We start from the raw sequence: 15,216 nt of genomic DNA on the forward strand, positions 1-15,216 counted from the left end.
TCTTGATCGCAATGGCCATCTCGACATCGCTGCGGCTTTCGTCAAAGCGCCTGCGCAAGACAGCCAATCGGCGTCGTTCGTGATCTGCGGCGACAGCCATCGCACGAACTGCGTCGTCGACGGCGACACCTTCTGGTTCGAGGGCAAGAAAATCCGCATCGCCGACATCGATACGCCCGAACTCAGCCCGCCCCGCTGCGAAGCTGAACGGATCAAAGGTGAAGCGGCAAAGTCGCGACTACTAACGCTGCTCAACGCCGGAAAGTTTTCGCTGTCGGCCGGCTTCCGCGACGAGGACAAGTATGGACGTAAACTTCGAACCGTATCGCGTGCGGGCAATTCTCTGGGCGATGTTTTGATCAAGGAAGGCCTTGCCCGGCCATGGGATGGCGCGCGACATGGCTGGTGCCAGGGGAAATGACAACCATCATCATCGTCCGCTGTCAGGAGAGAGAGATGGGGCTTGGGATCATAGCCGGCTCGGCTGGTCGATCCGGCAGGAACGGCTCAAGCGAAAGGCAAAGACCAGAGGCGGTAAGCCGCCTCTGGTCTGGGCTTCAATCGCCCGGGTCGAAAGGCTCCTTGTCCTCAAGGCCGATGTGCCATCGTTTGTCGGACCACCGGGAGGGGAGGTAGATCTCATCACCACCGAAGTGCGCGATGATGATCTTTCCGGGCTCGTGGAACAAACCGAAATCGACCTTGTTGTCGATGGCCCAAAGCAGCGCCGCAGACAGAAACTCGCGCGAGATATCGGCGGGAAGGTGCACTTCAGCATCGAAACTGCTGCGCAGATGTTCAAGCCCGGTCGGCTGCTGATCCGCAAGTTTCCGCTCTTCGCTAACCGGCTGTGTGATGTGATGCTGTGTCATCAGGGTCTCCTTTTCGTTTTCTGGCGAAAAGTGTCCGCACCGAAGTCCGTGAGGGGTCAGGGACCGCTGAACGCGGCCGCCGTGCGGCGAGCGGAGGAACCGACTTTCTCTGTGCCGCTTGCGGTGCGGGGAAAATTGGAGGGGCCGCGATGTCATTGACGCCGGAACGGCGGGTGCAAGATAGGACGTCAGAGAGAGATAGGACCGCGTCCTGAAAAGGACGCGACCGCTTGCCAGCTCTGATGGCCAAAAGACCTTCAGTCAGTGCACCTTCAGCTCCGCTCAGAACTCTTCCCAGGTCTGCTTGACGGCGGCGTTGCCGGAAAAGGCCTTGGCGACGGCGCCGACGATCCGGCGCGCGGGCGATGCGACCGGCCGGCTGGATGGGCTCGCCTCGGTGAGGGACGCCGGCCGGCGCATGGCTTCGCCAAACTGGAACTGGCTGATCAGGTCGCGAAGCCGTCCTGCTTCACCGGCAAGGGTCGCGCTCGCCGCATTGCTCTCCTCGACCATGGCCGCATTCTGCTGCGTGACCTGATCCATCTGGTTGACGGCGGTATTCACCTCCGCGAGACCGACCGATTGTTCCCGGGCCGATGTCGCGATCGAGTCCATATGCTGGTTGACGGTGACGATGTAGCCCTCGATGGTTTTCAGGGCAGTCCCGGTCTCGCTGACGAGCTTCACGCCATTCTCCACCTCGACGGAGGAGTTGCGGATCAGCTCCTTGATCTCTCTGGCGGCCTTGGCGGAGCGTTGCGCGAGTTCACGCACTTCCTGTGCAACAACCGCGAAGCCTTTGCCGGCCTCGCCGGCACGGGCCGCTTCGACGCCGGCATTGAGCGCAAGTAGATTGGTCTGGAACGCGATTTCGTCGATGACGCCGATGATGTTGGAGACCTGCTTCGACGATTGCTCGATCTTCTCCATGGCGTCGACAGCACTCGCCACCACTTGGCCGGATTGGGAGGCACTGGTATTGGCCTGGGCGGCGATCCTGCGGGCTTCGTCGGCCCGCTTGGAAGAATTGGCGACATTCACGGTGATCTGGTCGAGCGCCGCCGCCGTTTCTTCCAGCGACGCGGCCTGCTGCTCGGTGCGCTTGGAGAGATCATCGGCGCTGATGCTAACCTCGCGGCTGCCGCTATCGATGGCGTTGGCCGCGTCGGCGACGGAGCGCAGCGTCTCGGCAAGCTGGCCGGCCGCGCCATTGAAATCGGCGCGCAGCGTCTCGAATTCATCCGCGAAGGGCTCGGAGAGACGGAACGTCAAATCACCCGCAGAAAGGTGCTTGAGCCCTTTGCCGAGACCTTGGGTGGCTTGGGCCATGGCTTCTGCCCGGAGGCGATCGCTTTCAGCCTTACGGCGACGATCGTCTTCCGTCAGGTTTCGCTGTTCTTCCGCTTCCTGCTCGAGGCGAATATTGGCGACCGCATTGGCGCGGAACACTTCGACAGCGCCGGCCATGTCCGTTATCTCGTCGCGACCGGACATGGGAACCTGAGTGGAATGATCACCGGAGGCGATACGGCCCATGACCGTCGCAAGCCTGATCAGCCGCCGCGTCACGAAACGCCGGACGTAGAACAGGGCGGCAAGCGCGGCTGCAATCACCAGAAAGCTCGTTGCCGCATTGACGGCGACAGTCTGCTGGGTCATCCCCCGAGACAATTCCGCAGCATTTCGGGCGGCCTGCTTTTCCTTCGCCGCGATCAATTTGACGTCGACGCCAAGGATGATGGAGGTCACCGTCAGATCATTCAGCATATCTGCGATCTGACCGTTGACCTTGGCCTGGGCGGATCGAAGCGCAAACAGGCCTTCAGGACCTCCACCCTCATTCTGGAGAGCCGTGACAAGCTGTTGCATCGCAGCACTACCGCCTGAAGCTTTCAGCCGCGCGAGGATGCTGTCAATCTCCTTGCCAGTCGCATCATATTGATCCTTGACTGCGGCCAGTTCGGTGTCTGACGCATCCGGTATCGCCGATATCAGTGTCGATATCTCGGCGGCCGCCATCTGGAGATCGGTCAGGGCACGCGATCGCTCGATACTGCTGTCCACCGCTCCGACCTGCGCGTTGCGGAGCATTGACGCCAGGGACTTGTAACGGGACAGAGCGCGAGCCACGCCCTCCTGCATGCGGAATTTCGCCTTGATCCGGTCGGAAGATATGGCTGTCAGCTGATTGAGCTTTGGTTCGAGGCTTTGGCTCGTCTTCTCGACCGAATCGAGCAGTTCCGGCGCCACGCCAAGGTCGCGCAAAGCCGTCAGTCGACCGCTTTGACCGGCGAGGATGGCTTCCAGGCGCTTCGAACTTGCGTCGAGCGAAGCGAGATCCGGCTCATAGACGAGATTGGGCGCCTCTGCGAGAAGGATGGCGCTTTCTTGCGCGAAGGCGAGGGATTCGGTGACGGTTGGGAGGGTTCGATCGCCGAGTTCCTTGACGATGCCGGAACTTTTCATCGAATACCAGGACGAGGAGGCGCCGGCGATGGCGGCGAGGGCAGCAATGCCGACAAATGCCGCCGTCAAGCGTCCGGCGATCCCGAAATTACGTCGGTCGTTGGATTTCGCTGTTGCTGGTGTCATCGAAGACGGCTCCTTGGATTCGGGGCGACAGTGGGCGCTTTGATCACGCCACGCTCGCTGGGGTGGTTCGAATAGTTTCGTGATGACATCGACTTCTGACGTTCATCGAGCCGCGGTAACGCGGGGCAGGCATTTGTCTTACTTGCCGTACAGGGCCTTAAGATCGGTGTCGGTCAGGCTGCTTGGCATCCAGAACTTCTCCGACAGGTCAGCGCGGTAATTCGCCTTTGCCTTCTGGATGTCCCAGCCGTCGGGCTCATAGACATAGCGTTTGTGAATGGCTTTGCCATCGAGCAGCGCGACGGCAGCGCGAACAGCTGCGGCCCCTTGTTCCGGCCCGTATTCGGTGGCGATGGCATCAACCCCGCTGTCGATCCATTTCTGGAGAAATCCGTTGTTCACCTCACCGGTGATCGGCGGAACCTTCGCGCCATATTGCTGGAAGACATCCATGCAGGCGCGGCTCATGTCGGCGCCCGATGACCAGATGCCGTCGACCTTCGGGTTTTCGAGATAGAAGGTCTCGCAAACCTTGTGGCCGTAATCATACGACCAGAGACCGGCATCTTCGGCCACGATCTTGATATCGGTGCCCTTGATGGCTTCGAGCAGGCCCTTGTAGCGGTTGATGTCTTCGGGATGAGTCGGCAGTCCGCGCAGGACCCAGATATTGCCCTTGCCTCCGAGTTCCTTGACCAGGAACTCTCCCGAGACCTTTCCGAAGTTCTCGCCGCCGCCTTGAATATCGACGGTGAATTTGTCGGTTTTGGTAAGGCCCGTATGGACGATGACGGGAATGCCGGCATTGACCGCTTTTTCGATACCAGCATCTGCGGAGGTCGGAGAGACCGGTGTCACGATGATGGCATCGACCTTCTGGGCGATCAGCTCATCGATATCGGCGATCTGCTTGGCCTGGCTGAGATTGGCGTCGAGCAGCACGAACTGAGAAATGCGCGGATCACTCTTGGCAGCGGCTTGCGATTCAGCGGCCATTTGGGCAGCCCATGTGTTGGCGTTGACGCCAAAGTGGCTCATCCCGATTTTCCAGGGGCTCGCCTTCTTGAATTTTTCTGCGGGTATTGTGTCCTTGTCACCAGGGCGGGCTACCACCCCGTTCATCAAGTCTATGTCTTGCGCTCTTGCGCTGTGGCCAAGGAGGAGTGCTGCTCCCAAGAGGAGAGCATATTGTTTTTGTTTTGCGAACCCAAGCACGGTCTGTCCCCTCACGTATGGCCACGATGGCGACGATCGTCACCCACTCGAAAAACTTCAGTCATCGGATGCATATCGGATAGTGCTGCCGCGATAGTCGCCAGCTGCGGAACCGTCGCCCGCTTCGCGACTGGCTACCTGCGCCGTTCCTCCGCTCCGGCCTTTGATCTCGGCTTGGTAGGCGAGAATTGCCTTCTGCGTACGTTCAGCTTGCCGCAGGACGCCAAGCAGGCTCTCCGTCGCCTTGAGAAAGCGGCCGCCTTCTTCTTCCATCTGGTCGATCAGTGCACGTTGTTCGGTGCTGAGGCTGCGCTCCAAGGGGAAGTCGATAATTTCTGCCATGTCTCTGACTTTCTCTCATTGCGCTGCAGTGCCTGATCCGCAGGTGCTTTGCCTAGTTGAACCTGATTGCAATAATAATTATTCAGAGAGAATGAAAATTAAATTAAAGTTTGAATGAAGTCGTCGGATCCACTCTCGGATGACTTGCACGGCCATGTCCGGAGCGCTCGGGATACTGCAACTGATCGCGCGAGGTTGGCCCTGTGCCATCCGCGAGAGGATCGTCACGCGAATGCGCGGAGACCGACTGGGCTCCGGGAGCCACAGCGACTAGAGCCGTGCGGCTGCGCCGACTCGCCCAGACAATCGCTCAGGTTTTGAGAAACATCACCGCAATGAATCGGTTGGCCTCGAACGATTCAAAACTGTCGTTGGACGCTCGGGCACGGATCGGCGACTCTGCGAACATGGTCACGCAACCTTACCAGCTCTACATCGAGCGAACCGACACGGCGAAGAACATGGCCCGCTTTTACGCCATGCAGATTTCCATATCGCTTTTCGGGGAAACCTGCCTGACGCGACGCTGGGGGCGGATCGGGACCTCTGGACAAATGATGGTGCACCATTTCGGGCGGGAGGAAGAAGCGGTCAGACTGTTCCTCGACCTGACGCGGCAGAAGCGAGCTCGCGGCTATCGACCGAGGACTTTTGCCCAGCGTCCTCTCAGCTGACCAACGATGACGCCCGAGCCGGAACGAAGGAAAAGGGCCGCCGAGGGCGGCCATGGCGCGTCATTCGCGCCTATTCCAGTCGGTCTCGAAGTTGAGCTCGATCTCGACGAAGAACGGAATCTTGATCGCGAGCTTCAGCCCGAGCTTTCCCTTGCGGAAGAAGTGACAGATCACTCTCCCGAGATTACCGAGCCGGCGGCCGGTGGCTGCAAGGAACTTTGCGAGTTGTTGCATGGTAGGTTCTCCTTTCGAATTGCTGATATCGCGGGGATCGAAAGCAGACCTCGGAGGAGGGCCGCACCGGAACGGTCGAAGCGCGAGCGGAGAACCTGGAGCCGCCTGAATTTTGACTGGGCGAGGAGCCGCATGCGGTGGGGAAAATTCTGGTGGCGCAAGGTTGCGGCGTGACGCGAGGACTGCAACATCCCCTGACGTAGATGACAGCTGTGTCGAAAGGAGAGATGCGATGGCGCGGTTGTTCCTCGGGCGGAAAGCGCTGGAATCGGAGACGGTGATCGCCGACGAAGCTCGGCTCTGAAATGAGAAGAGAAGCCGCCTCAGAAGGGCGGCTCGGCCTTGATGGTGCCGACCTGCTCGGCCAGTTGCACGGCGAGCTCGGCCCGTGCAAGTTCAAGCTCGCCCTCGATCTGGCGGCGCTCGGCCGCGTCGCATGCGTTGTTCAGCTCGGCCCGCAGTTCTTCGATGTGCTGTTCGATCGTCATGATCTCATCTCCTTGAGTTCGTGAAAGACGAGCTCGCAGGGCGGGACGGGATGGCGGGGTCAGGGATCGCGATAGCGACCGCCGGAGGCGGCGAGTGGGGGAGCCGAATTTCTGGATCGGGCCGCAGGACCGGGCCTGAAATTTGGGGGTTAACCGCTCGTCCTTGATGCCGTCGGCCCGGCCCGGCACCATCAGGAAATCTGAGCGGCTATCCCCGTTTCCGCATGGCACCAAAAAGCCGGAACCTGGCTCGATGCCTGGTGCCGGCTTCTCACTTTGGCGGGAGAGGCTCCGCCGGATCGGCGGAGCCTCGAGAACCTCAGTCGCGGTTGGGGCGTGACCAGATCAGCTGCAGGCCATCTTCGCCTTCGACTTCGGCCAGCGTTGCGTAGATCGGGGCGGGGAAGCTCGGGTCGTCGAGCTTGACCGAGAGATAGTCGCGGCCCTGCTCGGAGGTCTTCTGCCAGGCGGCGCCGAGCTCGACGTTGCCGGCGTAGATGCGGAAGTGCGGCCCCTTGTCGGAGGGGTTTTCGACGCGGGCGATGCGGGCCTTGACGTTGAGGGCGAGGGTGCGGATCGAGCCGGAGAAGCCGTTTTCGGTGGAGGTGAAGGTGCCGATGGTAGCCATTGTCCAAGTTCCTTTTGCTGTTTCGGGCCGCTCCATTGCGGCCTCGATGGCTGTCGCAAGGACCGGGGACGATCGGACCGCACCCAGAGGGCCGAAATGAAATGGAGGGCGGCCGGGAGCAACTTTGTTGTCGCGCGAGGAATGGCGACGAAGTCGGCAGGGGAAGAAAGTTTCGAATGGCCGTTGCGGGAGGACGATCGAGGCGACGCCGCTCTCCGGTCAGACATGCCTCATCGAGCCCGCAAATGGAGCGCCGCTAACGTCAGGTAAAGGGACGGGACAATGGCTCCCCTGAAGGGCAACGGCAATAGGCGAAAACGGTGTCGTGGCAATCCACATCGGCAAACGTCCAGGGACGCCGTCCGACTGCATCAGGCTATCCGGAAATGGAGGCCGGAAATCCGTAGCTGTTGTCGGGCAGCTCGGAGCTCACGGCCATGTCGAGAGAATTGTCTGCACGGCGAAAGACCTCGTAGGTGATCCTGTCGACGATTTCATTGTTTTCTCCGAAGACCAGCACGCGTGGCTTGAGCTTGATGATGTCATCGATTTCGCAAAAGACGCTGGACGCGATGATAATCTCATCGCCTTGCTGGCACGTGCGAGCGGCCGCACCGTTAAGAATGCAGCACCTGGAGCCCGGATCACCGTAGAGCACGTAAGTGCTGATCCTTGCTCCGGACATCTTGTTCCAGATTTCCACATATTCCAGCGGTTTCAGACCGACCTCCCGGCAGAAGTCCGCATCGATCGTGATCGAGCCGTGGTAGTTCAGCTTTGCGTCGGTCACTCGAATGCCATGCAGCTTCGCGCCCACGTATTTTTCCACAGCCTGCCCCTTCCAGTTGATATCCTCGCATCCTATATTTGTGCGACGCAGCATTCCGCAACAACCCATGTGGCGAAGTGTTTTCCTTACAAACAACCTGGACAGGCGGGGGAGGGTGGGAATCCTTTTGTCGCGAATGGCGACGGCATGCCGTCGAAACCGTCGGTATGAAACTTGGAATGACAGCCTGTTGTGTTCGGTGGCGTGCGCGATATCGTTCAGGCGCGATTCGTCGCCCAGGAGGATTTATGCGTCAGCAGACAAAACCGTTCATCGTCGAGAGGAAGCCGTCTCGCAAACCCAAGTCCGATGCCACGAAGTCATCGATCTGGGGCACGTTGGACCTCACCCTGAACCAGCATCCGCAAACCGAACCAGAGCCAATCAGAGAGACGGCCGTCGGTACTGGCGACCGTCCCTGATTCAAAGCACGCCTATGCCGCCGCCTTGTCGGCACCTTCCGCGGACGGCTGCAGACCGTGAAGATAGCTGACTGCACGCTGCGCATGCGCTGCCGCCTGAAAGATCGCCCACTTGTCATTTGAGAGAACGGTGAGCCACGACTGAAGGTAAGAGGCGTGATCCGGTCGCGGCTCCAGCTCTGGAGCAATCCCGAGGTCCGCGCAGAGAAAGCAGCTGCCGAGTTCGGCAATCAATTCCTCGCGGGCGCGCTCCGTCCGGTCCTTCGCGTAGCGCGACAGATCGCGATCAAGACGATCTTTGGCTCCAACCCAATGAATTTCCTCATGTCCAAGGGTCGCGTAGTAGGACTCCACATCCCGGAAGGTCTCGAACGGCGGCATCTGGATGTGGTCGGTCACCGGCGAATAATATGCCTGCGATCCGCCATGCCGGATGACGGCGCCAGTGTCGCGGAAGAAGCGATCGGCAATCTCGATCCGCTCAATCGGATCGAGGACCGGTGTCGGCCGATGGTAATAGTGGTCCGGCAGACCGTCGATCTGGTCAACGTTGAAGACGAAGTACGCCTTCAGAAAGGGAATTTCCCGATCGACATCGTTGCCGTTGCGGTCGGTCTCCGACTTCGTGAAGCGGCTCGCGAACACGACGGTCGAGCCGGTCTCGCCCTTCCGCACGGCCGATCCCAGTTCAAGCGCCTGCTTGAATGTCATCCACATCGGCGAGGAATATCCACGGGCCAGGCCCTCCGACCAAAGCAGCAGCACATTCATGCCGGAATAGGGCTGACCGTTGTGGCGAAGCGGCCGGGTGATACGACCGTTCGTGTTCGCGGCGTTCCATGGCTTCATCCATGGGCGAACTCCTTTCTCCAGATCCTCGATGATCTTGTCAGTGATCCGCGTGTAGATGTCGGCCCGCTGGCCTTCGTCCTTCCTGCTCATTTCAAACCTCCAATTCAAGGAGGTCGCGCCGATCGCGACCCCGTCACGGCGGTCCAAAGTGCGGAGCGGAAAGGGGTGAGGGCACCGAAAGGCCGGAACGGACGTGGAGGACGGCGAAGCCGTTGCCCGAACGCCTCGCTCCGCCAGGACCAAAAGCCGGACGGGTTCGCGACGGGCCGATCTCGGCGTCACTGCTTCAGGAGATTCAAGGAATTGTTTCGAGGTCGGTCGACCTGAACTCATCCGCAGTGGCGAGGATCGGCACGCCATGGAATTTGGCACAGGCATAATGCAGGCAATCGCCGAGGTTCAGGCCATGGCGGCCGCTGCGATAGCGGTGAGCAGCGACAAGGGCGAGCCTCGTCGTCTCGGATGCGGGCGGAAGATCGCGAATCTCGATTTCCCGCGCTTCGAGGAATTCCATCACGATCGTTTCGACCGCGGGCACTGGAAGATTGAACTTGTCGGGCCGTGCAAGGCCGAGGACTGTTTCGAGAATGGCGACCGGAGATGTGAAGGGATGTCTGGCAGAAGCAACGGCGTCGGAGACGCGCGCCGCTTCCGGCTCATCAGAGAGAAGCGCGATGATGGCGCAGGCATCGACGAACATCAGGCGTCATCCCACATTTCGTCGAAGGCTTCAGGAGGAAGAGGCTTGCGGACGTCGTCGCTCATCGCGACCCCATGCTTTTCCCGCAGCCGCGCAGCAGTCTGCAGTGGCGTCTCCGCGCGATTGCGACGCTCGATCGCCTCCCGCATGGCAATGACGATGGCGTCGGTAATGCCGACGCCGGCCATTTCGGCGAACTTGCGCGTCAGCGCGTCCGCTTCCGGATTGTTGACGTTGATCGGCATGGGTCGTCTCCATGTAGATAAATCTCGAAAATAATGTAGATCATCGGGCGACCTTTTCCAAGGCCGTAGGCACGCTTGCTTCCCGACATGGAAAAAGGCGGGGCCGGAGCCCCGCCCGAAAGCGCTCAGTCGAAGGCCGACATCTGTGCTTCGGCCGCCTTGCGATCAAGAGAGTGACCTGGGTTTTCGACGGGCCGATCGAAGGGTTTCCAGGCCTCACCGACGATTTGCTTGTAGGCTGCAACGGCGCCCTCCGCGGCCACCCGAAGCGCATGAGCCTGCACGCCCATGTCGGCGGCAAACTCGCGTCTGCGCTGGGCAGCACTGTCGTAGCCGACAGGGCCGTCGAGGTCCTCGTCGCGGGCGTCGTTGGCAGCCTTGGCCGTGGCATCGCGTGCCTCGGTGACGGCGCGGCTATAGAATTGGCCTGCGCCGTGCGCCGAGCCGACGAAGGCGCCGACGATCCGCTGCAGATGGATCTGCATGGCCTTTTCGCCGAGACCATCGCTCAGAGCATCGGCCGTCTCGGAGATCAGACGCTCATGGAGATCGCGGATTCCGTCGCTGTCGACGATCGCGGTTCCGAAGCTCTCGGCGATCTTCAGCGCCTGGGCACTGTCGGGGCATGTGAGCCGGACCATTTCGACGGTTGCGCCTTTGCGCAGAGCCACGACGCGAGCGGATTGACGAGGGGAGGTAGCGGGCTTTGCCATGATTTCTTCCTTTCAACCTCGAAGCGGCTCCGGCCCCGTGCCGATTTGCCCTTCGGTGCGGTCGCCCCGAACCGGCGGAAGACGGGCGCTTCAAGGTCCGGAGACGACAGGCTGAGCGGAGCCGGTTTGCGGGCAAGCGGGGCATCCTGCCCTGCGAGGCCCGCAAGCCTGCTCCGTGAGGGACGGCGCCTCCGGCCGCCGGGCGGCGCGGATAGCGGCCTTGAAGCGAACGGCCGCTGGTTCAGACCGCAGCAAAACCGAAGGGCAAATCGGCACGGGGTCTGGTCCAACCAGGTACTGAAAGGAAGATGGCTGCCGGGACGCTATACGTCGTCACTTCCCGAACTCGCCGCACGCTCAATTGGCGCGATGATGGTCTCGGCCGAGGGTTTCGGCTTGGGCAGCCGATAATATTGCAGCCAGCTCGGACCGTGCGTGTTTCGAAGACCGCGGAGTGTCCCGCCATCGTCATAGGGCGCGCCACCCATCCAGACGTTGTTCAGGATGCTCTTCCAGCGACGCCCGTGTCTTGCGGCATAGGCCTGGAGCGCGGCTTCCTGTTCACCGCTCAAAGGAGGAAGTCTTTCGCGCTTCGGAACAGCGCGCTGCTTACTCGAGGCAACGTCAGCCTGTTCCTCCCTCGCGGCGATCATTCGTTTAAGCTCCGCAACGCCCGCGTCGAGGCACGCCTTTCCGTTGAGGTGGTGGAACTGCTGCCAGAACGCGGTGCGTTCCGCGGACGATGGCCCAATGCCGGCGCTCCGTTCGAGGTCTCCGATCGTACCCATGTCGCTAGACCTCCGCTCGTGGCTGAGCCGCGTCGCCAACGGGTTCGAACCGTTTGCGAAAGGCGGCTATCGCTGCATCCTGCCGAGCCAACTTTCGTGTCAGCGCGTCAACTTCCGGCTGACGCTCCGCTGTCAGGGCGGCGAGATTGTTGCGATAACGTTCGAGGAAGAAGCCCGTATCCGGCGCCTTTCCGCGCCGATATCCGGTTTGCCGGCGCGCGAGCTGTGGCAGGATCGATGTTATCCGGCGCAAGACCTGGCGATCGATCAGTTCGAGCTGGCGCTGCGTCTGCCGCCGCGCTTCTTCCATACGCGCCAGTTGCGCATGGTGGATTGGCATTGCAGCCATCACGCATCCCTCCCTTGCCACCCCACAAAACTGGAAGGACCGTCACAGGGATTATGACGGTCAGGATCGATGACGAAACCGAAGCGGTCGCGCGCGGCATACTCGGCGCGGGGCACGAGAAAGCGCATCTCCTCCACCCGCCCATCGCGCCGGCCGCCTCGCGTGGCGATGACCTCCGTCATGTCGGCATGGCGGCTGGAAAAGATCGCGGAGATCACGATCCAGTCGCCGGCATGCTTGCGCTCGAAGGCTTCCCGGTCCTTTGTCCAGGATTGGCCGGGCTGGAGTTCGCGGCCGTGGATCGCCTCCCAGGCGGACGGCCAGCTATTGCGGATCGTCTCATCGGCACATTTGCGCTCGTAGGACGTGAAGAGATCTGGGAAGGTGAGGGCGACAATCGCCCATTCTGCGTCCTCCTCGTACCAGGGCAAGGACTTTCGCAGCATCGGAAGGACGCGGGCATTCCGTTCGGCCGACAGATGAAACCCGCCATGACCGGCGGTCATATGGGAGACGATCCCCTCGGCGTAGATCGTCGCGAGCTGCGACAGACCCCATGGCGTAGTCGCTGCCATGCGGCTCTGGATCCGCCCGAGCGCGGATAGTTCATGGCTGTGCCGCGCGGTCTCGAACACGCGCGCGCGGAACGCTGTCTCATCTTCGAGGCGCCCTTCGTGACCGTGGAAATCCTCCCGCGTCAGCTCTGACAGCGGGCGAGTGAGGCGCCAGGCGCTCGCGAGGAAGCTGGCGCCATCGCGCGCCGGCACCATTGCCAGGAAGGTATCGGCGATCCGGGCGACCGGAAAGCCGTCCGCGCTGACGCCGAATTTCACCGCGGAGTCGTCGGCGGTAGGAACCCTGTCGTGTTGAAGATCGGGCGTGCTCATGCGGCAACCCTCCCTTCGACATGAGCCGCCGCGACCTCGTCGGCGGTCACCTCTTCGAGGATGGCATTCGGGTATCCATGCTCTTTCAGCCAGGCCACCGCCGCCTCGTGATTGCCGGCGAGATGGACAAGCTCCGCGTTCGCACCGGCGCGATCGAAGAGGCGGATAGAACCGAGTGCGGGGCGTTCGAGAACCTTGAAGGCGAGATCGGAATCGAGACCGAAGGTTCGGTGAATGCGCATGACGACGGTATTCTTTCCGCCGAAATCAGCCTCATGCAGCGTGAAATGCCCGGGCGAGGCGTAATTTCCGGATTGGCGCGGACCCTCCTTGCGGATCAGGCGGCCTTTGCTGTTGCGGGTTTGCCAGGCCGCCAGCTTCTTCTTGAAACGCTCGGGCGGCCGAGGGCTGCCGTCGGACCAGGCGACGATGGAGCCGATCGGGGCGAGGTCGTAGATCAGGGACGCAGACATAAGACATCTCCTTGGAATTCTGCGGTTCATGGAAACGAAGCCGCCGCCGGTGATGGCCGGCGGCGGTTGTCGATCGGATGAGAAGGGAAGGGAGGCTATTCGGCCGCAATGCCGTAGGCGGTTTCGTCCTCGTCAGGAGCCCCGTCGTCGGCCTCCGGATCGGGGGCGTCAAGTTCGGCGGCCTCGCCGGCGGCGCTGTCGTCCGCGAGTTCGCCAAGACCATCGCTCGTTTCTTCAGTGGTGACGCTGTCCTCCTCTTCGACGATCTCGCCTTTCTTGATCAGGTCGGCAAGTTCCTTCGGATCGGGCGCGAACAGGGCTGCCGGGTGGACGAAGTGCCCTTCCTTGAAGTGCTCGACGAGTGCTGCGCGGGTCTCGCGGACCTTCGGGCGCGGCAGAACCGGGGTGTCCTTGCACGACGCCTCAAGCGCCGCCCGCGACAGGCAAAGCAGGAAATCTTCGGTGCCCATGTTCGGGAGATATCCATCGGCGCCGATGGCCTCGCCGGCGATACGTGACACGATCCCGCTGTTCGACATGCCGCGGCGGCAAGAGAGCACATCGACCAGCATCGAGCGGGCGGCAACCCGCAACGTGTCGATCTCGAAGGACAGCTTACCGTCAGAGTCGAGCAACCGAACCGCATGGCGAGCGAACCGCTTCGTGCCGAAGACGGTGTCGTTTGCCCCGGAGTCGACCCGTACATTCAAGCCGGCGAAGGCGAGCACGAGGAGCGCCGTCAGCGTGTCGTCCTCGATCGGCGCGCGAGCGAGCGCTTCGTGCAGCGCGTCGGTCCTGAGGTCACCGATCATGTCGTGGCCCTTTTGCGTGACATCCGGACGCTGTTTCGGCGCGTCGATCACATCGTCGCCAGCGGTGGCACCACCTCCAACGACCGCTCTCTTGCCCGCCGTCTTCTTCTCCTCCGGCATCCGGTAATGCACGGTCTGAACCTTGCCGTTCCGATCCAGGTACATTGCGGTGTGGTCGCCCTTGCCTGGCTTGCCATAAACGCGGCTGGCCTTCTGCGGCAGCTTTACGTCACCCCATTGCGTGACCTCGGCGATCACGCCCTTCTTCGGCAGATTGTTGGTCATCCACTCCTGCTGGGCGCCGAGATAGGCTTCGACGTTGGTGGTGTAGCGGCTGTCCTCATCGGCAGGGGCAAACAGATCCTCGATCCATTCGATGCCATAGGCTTCCCTGAGATCGTCGCCGAAGCTCGCATCCTTTGCGTACATGCGGGTCTTGCTCAGCGCGTTGGCGATCTGGAACCACGTGGCAGGCTGGCCCTTCTTCGGCTTCTGCGCCTTCCAGACTTCCTTCTGCTCATCGAGGTGTGCCGCCGCGATCGTTCGAAGCTGCTGCTCGTTCGGCATGTCGCCGAGCGCCATTTGGTCGAGCATCGCCGGAAAGACATTGGCGAGCAGCCGCAACTTGCGAATCTGCCGGACGGGGAGGGCAAGTGCGACCGCAATCGCTTCCTCGGTCCAGTCGAGTGCGATCAGGCGTTCGATGCCGCGCCACTGGTCGACGGGGTTGAGCGGCTCCCTGGCGATGTTCTCGACCATGGACCGCATGGCGCCATTATCGTTAGCGGCTTCGACCACGAGAACCTCGATTTCCTCAAGGCCCGCGGCGATCGCCATGCGGGTCCGCCGATGGCCGGCTTCGATGACGTAGCCGTTTCCGCCATCGCTTTGCGGAAAGATGACGGGCGGCTGGATGATGCCGACGGCTTTGATGGTCGCGAGCAGCAGCGCATCAGCCTGCGGGGTGGATTTCGACTGACGAGTATTGTCCGGGTTGTCCTTCAACGAGCGCGGATCGACCTTCATGATGTGCATGGGATTTTCCTCTTCCGAGATGCGGGACACGGCTCGCTTGCCGGTCCTTCCTGTCTTCGTTTCTTT

20 protein-coding genes are annotated in these 15,216 nt (G+C 61.4%); 3 read left to right on the top strand and 17 right to left on the bottom strand.

Annotated elements, in window-relative coordinates; translation table 11 throughout:
- Positions 1-25: 25 nt before the first annotated feature.
- Positions 26-421, top strand: a complete 396-nt coding sequence (locus PIB16_RS19965; RefSeq protein WP_234888144.1) for a thermonuclease family protein — start codon at positions 26-28, stop codon at positions 419-421.
- A 136-nt stretch (positions 422-557) separates the two neighbouring features.
- Here the strand turns inward: PIB16_RS19965 and PIB16_RS19970 are convergent, their stop codons facing one another.
- The 4 genes from PIB16_RS19970 to PIB16_RS19985 all read right to left on the bottom strand — a co-directional run bounded on the left by PIB16_RS19970 (position 558) and on the right by PIB16_RS19985 (position 5,021).
- Positions 558-872, bottom strand: coding sequence for a hypothetical protein (locus tag PIB16_RS19970; protein WP_077768127.1), 315 nt, complete (start codon positions 870-872; stop codon positions 558-560).
- A gap of 282 nt (positions 873-1,154) precedes the next feature.
- Positions 1,155-3,464 carry a methyl-accepting chemotaxis protein gene (locus tag PIB16_RS19975; protein WP_012475985.1) on the bottom strand — a complete coding sequence of 770 codons (2,310 nt, stop codon included), beginning with the start codon at positions 3,462-3,464 and terminating at the stop codon, positions 1,155-1,157.
- 138 nt (positions 3,465-3,602) lie between these two features.
- Positions 3,603-4,502 carry a substrate-binding domain-containing protein gene (locus tag PIB16_RS19980; protein WP_235675766.1) on the bottom strand — a complete coding sequence of 300 codons (900 nt, stop codon included), beginning with the start codon at positions 4,500-4,502 and terminating at the stop codon, positions 3,603-3,605.
- Positions 4,503-4,736: 234 nt separating this feature from the next.
- Positions 4,737-5,021 carry a hypothetical protein gene (locus PIB16_RS19985; RefSeq protein ID WP_077768129.1) on the bottom strand — a complete coding sequence of 95 codons (285 nt, stop codon included), beginning with the start codon at positions 5,019-5,021 and terminating at the stop codon, positions 4,737-4,739.
- Positions 5,022-5,428: 407 nt separating this feature from the next.
- Here PIB16_RS19985 and PIB16_RS19990 point away from each other — a divergent pair, with 407 nt between their 5' ends.
- Positions 5,429-5,695 (top strand): WGR domain-containing protein, encoded by a 267-nt coding sequence (locus PIB16_RS19990; RefSeq protein WP_306801661.1) that lies wholly within the window; start codon positions 5,429-5,431, stop codon positions 5,693-5,695.
- Between the two features lie 60 nt (positions 5,696-5,755).
- Here PIB16_RS19990 and PIB16_RS19995 read toward each other — a convergent pair whose 3' ends face one another.
- From PIB16_RS19995 to panD, 4 genes are all read right to left on the bottom strand, one after another.
- Entirely contained in the window at positions 5,756-5,929 is a 174-nt protein-coding gene (locus PIB16_RS19995) for a hypothetical protein (protein ID WP_162854302.1), read from the bottom strand.
- A gap of 323 nt (positions 5,930-6,252) precedes the next feature.
- On the bottom strand, positions 6,253-6,417 hold the full coding sequence (locus PIB16_RS20000; RefSeq protein ID WP_162854301.1) for a hypothetical protein: 165 nt from the start codon (positions 6,415-6,417) through the stop codon (positions 6,253-6,255).
- 319 nt (positions 6,418-6,736) lie between these two features.
- The gene (locus tag PIB16_RS20005; protein ID WP_015084482.1) at positions 6,737-7,045 is read right to left on the bottom strand and encodes a DUF736 domain-containing protein; all 309 of its coding nucleotides are present in this window, start codon (positions 7,043-7,045) and stop codon (positions 6,737-6,739) included.
- Positions 7,046-7,421: 376 nt separating this feature from the next.
- Entirely contained in the window at positions 7,422-7,874 is a 453-nt protein-coding gene (gene panD, locus PIB16_RS20010) for an aspartate 1-decarboxylase (RefSeq protein WP_077768181.1), read from the bottom strand.
- Positions 7,875-8,122: 248 nt separating this feature from the next.
- Between panD and PIB16_RS20015 the strand changes: the two genes are divergently transcribed.
- Positions 8,123-8,296, top strand: coding sequence for a hypothetical protein (locus tag PIB16_RS20015; RefSeq protein WP_162854300.1), 174 nt, complete (start codon positions 8,123-8,125; stop codon positions 8,294-8,296).
- Positions 8,297-8,308: 12 nt separating this feature from the next.
- Here PIB16_RS20015 and PIB16_RS20020 read toward each other — a convergent pair whose 3' ends face one another.
- The 9 genes from PIB16_RS20020 to PIB16_RS20060 all read right to left on the bottom strand — a co-directional run bounded on the left by PIB16_RS20020 (position 8,309) and on the right by PIB16_RS20060 (position 15,150).
- Positions 8,309-9,238: an ArdC family protein gene (locus tag PIB16_RS20020; protein WP_077768131.1), complete on the bottom strand. Its 930-nt coding sequence runs from the start codon at positions 9,236-9,238 to the stop codon at positions 8,309-8,311.
- Positions 9,239-9,443: 205 nt separating this feature from the next.
- Complete coding sequence (locus PIB16_RS20025) at positions 9,444-9,848, bottom strand: type II toxin-antitoxin system VapC family toxin (protein ID WP_077768132.1); 405 nt, start codon at positions 9,846-9,848, stop codon at positions 9,444-9,446.
- Complete coding sequence (locus tag PIB16_RS20030) at positions 9,848-10,093, bottom strand: type II toxin-antitoxin system VapB family antitoxin (protein ID WP_077768133.1); 246 nt, start codon at positions 10,091-10,093, stop codon at positions 9,848-9,850. Before PIB16_RS20030 ends, PIB16_RS20025 begins: the two co-directional genes overlap by 1 nt.
- Before the next feature lie 125 nt (positions 10,094-10,218).
- The gene (locus PIB16_RS20035; RefSeq protein WP_012475981.1) at positions 10,219-10,806 is read right to left on the bottom strand and encodes a hypothetical protein; all 588 of its coding nucleotides are present in this window, start codon (positions 10,804-10,806) and stop codon (positions 10,219-10,221) included.
- 323 nt (positions 10,807-11,129) lie between these two features.
- On the bottom strand, positions 11,130-11,594 hold the full coding sequence (locus PIB16_RS20040) for a hypothetical protein (protein WP_012475980.1): 465 nt from the start codon (positions 11,592-11,594) through the stop codon (positions 11,130-11,132).
- Between the two features lie 4 nt (positions 11,595-11,598).
- The gene (locus PIB16_RS20045) at positions 11,599-11,943 is read right to left on the bottom strand and encodes a hypothetical protein (RefSeq protein ID WP_012475979.1); all 345 of its coding nucleotides are present in this window, start codon (positions 11,941-11,943) and stop codon (positions 11,599-11,601) included.
- Complete coding sequence (locus PIB16_RS20050; protein WP_012475978.1) at positions 11,943-12,830, bottom strand: DUF7007 domain-containing protein; 888 nt, start codon at positions 12,828-12,830, stop codon at positions 11,943-11,945. The genes PIB16_RS20045 and PIB16_RS20050 overlap by 1 nt, the downstream gene beginning before the upstream one ends.
- Entirely contained in the window at positions 12,827-13,303 is a 477-nt protein-coding gene (locus tag PIB16_RS20055) for a Nif11-like leader peptide family natural product precursor (protein WP_077768134.1), read from the bottom strand. The genes PIB16_RS20050 and PIB16_RS20055 overlap by 4 nt, the downstream gene beginning before the upstream one ends.
- 95 nt (positions 13,304-13,398) lie before the next feature.
- Positions 13,399-15,150, bottom strand: a complete 1,752-nt coding sequence (locus tag PIB16_RS20060; protein ID WP_012475976.1) for a ParB/RepB/Spo0J family partition protein — start codon at positions 15,148-15,150, stop codon at positions 13,399-13,401.
- Between the last annotated feature and the right edge of the window lie 66 nt (positions 15,151-15,216).

The organism is Agrobacterium sp. ST15.13.015, assembly GCF_027871645.1.
Lineage (GTDB): Bacteria > Pseudomonadota > Alphaproteobacteria > Rhizobiales > Rhizobiaceae > Agrobacterium > Agrobacterium leguminum.

Bases quoted from the DNA above. Each gene is read 5' to 3' on its own strand.
- PIB16_RS20060 (WP_012475976.1), bottom strand. From the start codon at position 15,150: ATGCACATCATGAAGGTCGATCCGCGCTCGTTGAAGGACAACCCGGAC.
- PIB16_RS20040 (WP_012475980.1), bottom strand. From the start codon at position 11,594: ATGGGTACGATCGGAGACCTCGAACGGAGCGCCGGCATTGGGCCATCG.
- PIB16_RS19980 (WP_235675766.1), bottom strand. From the start codon at position 4,502: ATGAGCCACTTTGGCGTCAACGCCAACACATGGGCTGCCCAAATGGCC.
- PIB16_RS20030 (WP_077768133.1), bottom strand. From the start codon at position 10,093: ATGCCGATCAACGTCAACAATCCGGAAGCGGACGCGCTGACGCGCAAG.
- PIB16_RS20005 (WP_015084482.1), bottom strand. From the start codon at position 7,045: ATGGCTACCATCGGCACCTTCACCTCCACCGAAAACGGCTTCTCCGGC.
- PIB16_RS20020 (WP_077768131.1), bottom strand. From the start codon at position 9,238: ATGAGCAGGAAGGACGAAGGCCAGCGGGCCGACATCTACACGCGGATC.
- PIB16_RS20055 (WP_077768134.1), bottom strand. From the start codon at position 13,303: ATGTCTGCGTCCCTGATCTACGACCTCGCCCCGATCGGCTCCATCGTC.
- PIB16_RS20025 (WP_077768132.1), bottom strand. From the start codon at position 9,848: ATGTTCGTCGATGCCTGCGCCATCATCGCGCTTCTCTCTGATGAGCCG.
- PIB16_RS19970 (WP_077768127.1), bottom strand. From the start codon at position 872: ATGACACAGCATCACATCACACAGCCGGTTAGCGAAGAGCGGAAACTT.
- PIB16_RS19985 (WP_077768129.1), bottom strand. From the start codon at position 5,021: ATGGCAGAAATTATCGACTTCCCCTTGGAGCGCAGCCTCAGCACCGAA.
- PIB16_RS19975 (WP_012475985.1), bottom strand. From the start codon at position 3,464: ATGACACCAGCAACAGCGAAATCCAACGACCGACGTAATTTCGGGATC.
- PIB16_RS20000 (WP_162854301.1), bottom strand. From the start codon at position 6,417: ATGACGATCGAACAGCACATCGAAGAACTGCGGGCCGAGCTGAACAAC.
- PIB16_RS20050 (WP_012475978.1), bottom strand. From the start codon at position 12,830: ATGAGCACGCCCGATCTTCAACACGACAGGGTTCCTACCGCCGACGAC.
- PIB16_RS20015 (WP_162854300.1), top strand. From the start codon at position 8,123: ATGCGTCAGCAGACAAAACCGTTCATCGTCGAGAGGAAGCCGTCTCGC.
- PIB16_RS19995 (WP_162854302.1), bottom strand. From the start codon at position 5,929: ATGCAACAACTCGCAAAGTTCCTTGCAGCCACCGGCCGCCGGCTCGGT.
- PIB16_RS20045 (WP_012475979.1), bottom strand. From the start codon at position 11,943: ATGGCTGCAATGCCAATCCACCATGCGCAACTGGCGCGTATGGAAGAA.
- PIB16_RS19990 (WP_306801661.1), top strand. From the start codon at position 5,429: ATGGTCACGCAACCTTACCAGCTCTACATCGAGCGAACCGACACGGCG.
- PIB16_RS20035 (WP_012475981.1), bottom strand. From the start codon at position 10,806: ATGGCAAAGCCCGCTACCTCCCCTCGTCAATCCGCTCGCGTCGTGGCT.